This is a genomic window from Deferribacterota bacterium (genome assembly GCA_034189185.1).
GTDB lineage: Bacteria > Chrysiogenota > Deferribacteres > Deferribacterales > UBA228 > UBA228.
In genome coordinates, this window is record JAXHVM010000159.1 from 1 (window position 1) to 4,236 (window position 4,236).

3 protein-coding genes are annotated in these 4,236 nt (G+C 30.8%); all 3 read right to left on the bottom strand.

Features of this window, described 5'->3' with window-relative positions; all coding sequences use genetic code 11:
• Positions 1-99: 99 nt before the first annotated feature.
• Positions 100-1,536, bottom strand: a complete 1,437-nt coding sequence (locus tag SVN78_08980) for a glycogen/starch synthase (GenBank protein MDY6821738.1) — start codon at positions 1,534-1,536, stop codon at positions 100-102.
• Positions 1,536-2,558, bottom strand: coding sequence for a galactose-1-phosphate uridylyltransferase (gene galT / locus SVN78_08985; protein MDY6821739.1), 1,023 nt, complete (start codon positions 2,556-2,558; stop codon positions 1,536-1,538). Before galT ends, SVN78_08980 begins: the two co-directional genes overlap by 1 nt.
• The coding region (locus SVN78_08990; protein ID MDY6821740.1) for an alpha-amylase/4-alpha-glucanotransferase domain-containing protein at positions 2,551-4,236 on the bottom strand (1,686 nt) is incomplete at its 5' end. The genes galT and SVN78_08990, both read right to left, overlap by 8 nt.

Here is a 4,236-nt window from a genome sequence, read left to right on the forward strand (position 1 = left end):
GCATAAAGAGCTTCAATAAGCATTTTTTTTGACATATTTGATCTATTTTTTATATTTTTTTCCTTTGCTATCTTGTAAAGATCTTTATAGCTATAATCTTCATATTTCATAACTATCTCCATTGTAATCAATTGATAGCTTATAGCACCTCAAATATTCAGCTGCATGTTTGCGCCAAGAAAAGTCCAAGGACATACACTTGTAGGCTATATTATATAGGTGCTCTTTGTCACAATATAAATTATATGCCCTTTCCATATTATAGTATATACTATGGGCATTCAGGGTGTCAACAAAAAAACCATAGCCTTTTTCTTTTATATCTTTAACAGTATCAATTAGGCCACCTCTTTTGCTTACTATTGGTATTGTGCCATACCTCATAGCTATTAGCTGAGAAAGCCCACATGGCTCAAAGCGGGAAGGCATTAAAAGAAAATCTGCACTAGCGTATAATTTATGAGCTAGGGGCTCATTATATCCAATATAAACATAGATATTATTTTTATACGATGAAATAGCTTTTAGTCTTTCTTCTATATCTATAGAGCCACTACCTAAGATTACAATTGTGAAATTTGACATATCCTTTGTTTCAAGCATGTTTACAATCAAATCTATTCCTTTTTGTTCAGAAAATCTTGATATATATATAAATAAAGGCTTATTGTTTGACAGTGATAATTTATTACATAACATATTTTTATTAGTTTCTTTTTTATATATATTCTCTTTATTATATTTTTCATATATAAAATTGTCCCTTTCAGGGTTATAAAATTCATAATCTATACCATTTAAAATTCCCTTTAATTTATGTTGATATTTTCTTAATAGCCCATCTAGGCCATATCCAAACTCAGGTGAAGTTATCTCTTTTGCATAGGTTGGACTAACAGTTGTTATGAAATCTGAGAAAACAATTGCCCCTTTTAAAAAATTGACAGCACCATAGAATTCTAAAAACTCGATATTATATAAATATTCTGGTATATTTAGCATTTGTAGGCAGTATTTATCAAATATGCCTTGGAAAGTAATATTGTGTATAGTCAAGAAAATTTTAGATTTAATAAAGGGGTATTTAGTCTTTATAAGGGTTGGGATAAAAGAGGCCTGCCAATCGTGTATATGAATTATATGAGGGTTTAATTCAAAAAAATCTAAAAATTGTAATATTGCTTCACAAAAACACCCAAAGCGTAAAAAATTATCACCATATTCTGCTCCCTTTTCTGAGTAATAACCTTCTCTGAAAAAGAAGTGATCATTTCTAAAAAAGTAAAACTCAAGATCATTGTAAAGGTGCTTGTATACTTGAAAATTAAAATTCCCGCATTGTGTTTGAATATTTGTATTAAAAATAACTTTATCTAGACTAAAATTATTATAAATATCCTTGTAAAGGGGGGTAAAAACCTTTGTTTTTGCTCCTAAAGCTAATTGAGCCTTTGGTAGTGAGTAGGCAACATCAGCCAGTCCACCTGTTTTTGAAAAAGGGAATACTTCGCTTGCTATATGTAATATTTCCAGCATTATTTGACGCTAACGTATTTTAGAAACTTTGCTGCCTCTTCAGGTTTTACTACATTTATATTTATGCCCGTGGCTAGCTCAAATGCTGCAATTCCAGTTAACCTTGGAACTATTTCTAAGTGCCAATGATAATCATAAAAAATACTGTGCCAATATTCTGGATGTGCAGGTTGTTTAATTAGTGGTGGTGAAGTGTGCAAGATAATATTTAAATGTGGATTTTTTAGTGCGTTATCAAGGCGAGATAGAATCTCCTTGACTAAGTTAGCAAGTGCTAAAAGCTCGTCATCCTCAGTAGCCGTAAAATCATGTGAGTGTTTTATTGGGTATATTCTTGTTTCAAAGGGTGTAAATGATGAAAAAGGGCATATTGCTACAAAATCGCTATTTTCTATTATAACACGCTCATTATGGTCATATTCAAGATTTAAAATATCACATATTAAGCACCGTTCCTTTGATGCATAATATTGTTTTGCCGATTTTAACATATATTTAATTGCATTTGGGATAATTGGCATTGCTATTATTTGTGAGTGTGGGTGTGTTAGAGTTGCCCCTGCAGTAAACCCAAAATTTTTAAAGGCAAATATATATCTAAATCTAATATCTTTCCTTAGGTCTAATATCCTTAATTTAAAAGCTCTAAACATATTATATAAAATATCTAAACTATAATCTTTTAATAAAAGATTATGTTTTGGGGTTTCTATAACAACCTCGTGGGCACCAATACCTTCAACAATATTATAGGGTCCATAACCTTTTCTTTTAACATCCCCTTCAACTTTAAAGGCAGGAAATTTGTTGGGCACAACACGTAAAGCCCAATTGTCTGAGTTTGCCTCATTAAACCTTAATATCTCATTTGGTGAGGCAGCCTCATTCCCAGGACAAAAGGGGCAAAAAGATTCGTTATTAGAGTAATATTTGTTTTCTTTAAAATCAAAGGGTCTAATGGCCCTCTCTGGTGCAATAGTTGTCCATCTAGATTTTAATGGGTCAAATCTTAATTCAGACATTTATATTATCTAAATAGAGCTTTAAAGTGTTTTTAAGTGAGTTTTTAAATTTAAAAGGTATCAATAAACAGATTGCTTGAGGTAAAAGACTAGCTCCCTTTTCTGTTTGATAAACAGTGTTTACAAAATACCAAAAAATTTCACTACTATCGTTTAATTCTATATTAACTGTTTTGTTGAGGACACCGTCACTTATTTTAAAAATCTTACCCTTTGCACTATTGTTTGTACTGGCATTTATATTATTAACTAAAATATTCTCTAAATGATAGAAATGGAAGTTAAATTCAACTGTATAATAAAGCTCATCTTGGTAATCTGTATCAATCTCTATGTATTCATTTATTATGTTTTTTTCTAATAAATATGTTTTTTTGATTGATGTATTGTGTTTACAATTATTTTTGTATATACCACCCTCTCTTTTGAATGTAACAGATAATTCATCAGCAATAAGGGTAGCCTCTTTATTCACAAAATCACCTAATTCAATAGGTCTCATATAATAAAAATCATCTATATTGAAGGTTTCACTAAAATGATCTATAAAGGAATGTCTTGGATGCCAGTCGTATATTAAATATTTTTTTAATTCATCGGTGGCGCGTAAATCCATTTCATGTATTGTGGAGATACCTTCCTTTGGTTCATTATTTTGGCTTTTTTCCAAAATCTGTTTGTGATAGCCTTCTTTTCTTCTTGTTAGGGTGTTGTTTAGATTAAACTGTTCTTTTAAAACGTCTAATTCTATCATTTGTCCATTGTATTTTGATGAAAATATTGCAGATATATCCTCACTAGTCATTATTGCCTCATTGTATCCGTCCATATTTAAATCATATATGTCTATAGAGGGATATCTTAACTGTATATATTTATTATATGCACTTTCTGCCTCAATTATAAATTTATATGTGTTATTCCTTAGATTTGGTAAATATAGTCCCCCAAAAATACCATGCCATAGAACATCGTTGCATTCAGCCTTTAGAAGGCTTTCTTTTATTTCATTGCAGGATTCTAACTCTAAAATCTTTTTCGATAAAGCGGTTAATCTTTTATGTATATGATTAGCCTCACTATATTTAGATAAAAAATTCTTCCATATACCCCCTTTGATTAAATATTGATACCTTTCTTTTATCTTGTGTTTTTCTAAAAAAGAGAGGCATTCATCAAAAAGTTCATAGGTATCAGCAAATAAAGACCATTCTCCCATCTCAAAATAAGAGGTAGTTGGCAAATATGCAATTCCCATAGGTTTTGAGGATGAGACAATATCCTTAAATAAAACACTTTCTACATCATCATCAGCTGATAGAGCATCGAGAAACTGGTTTAGCCATCCCTGTTTATAAACCCAATCATGGGTGCCAGGCCAAACACCAAATTTTTCACCATCATCAAAAATAATCCCCAAAGCGCTTCCTTTTTGACTTATTGATTTTAAATAATCAAGCACATTATCTATCCTTTTAAAGGGCACAATATATCTCAATGTTTTGTCTATTGGAAAGATCTTTAATTCAAAGCCTTCGTGTTCAGTTATATAATAGCTATAAAGATCTTCTTGTTTATAGCCAGTAGATAAAAAATGGTAATCATCAATAACAACATATTCTATACCGCAGTTGACCAAATCGGGTATAATTGAAGGATCCCAAACGCGCTCAGTCAG

Excerpts from the sequence above, each read along its gene's own strand:
- SVN78_08980 (MDY6821738.1), bottom strand. The coding sequence starts at position 1,536 with ATGCTGGAAATATTACATATAGCAAGCGAAGTATTCCCTTTTTCAAAA.
- galT (MDY6821739.1), bottom strand. The coding sequence starts at position 2,558 with ATGTCTGAATTAAGATTTGACCCATTAAAATCTAGATGGACAACTATT.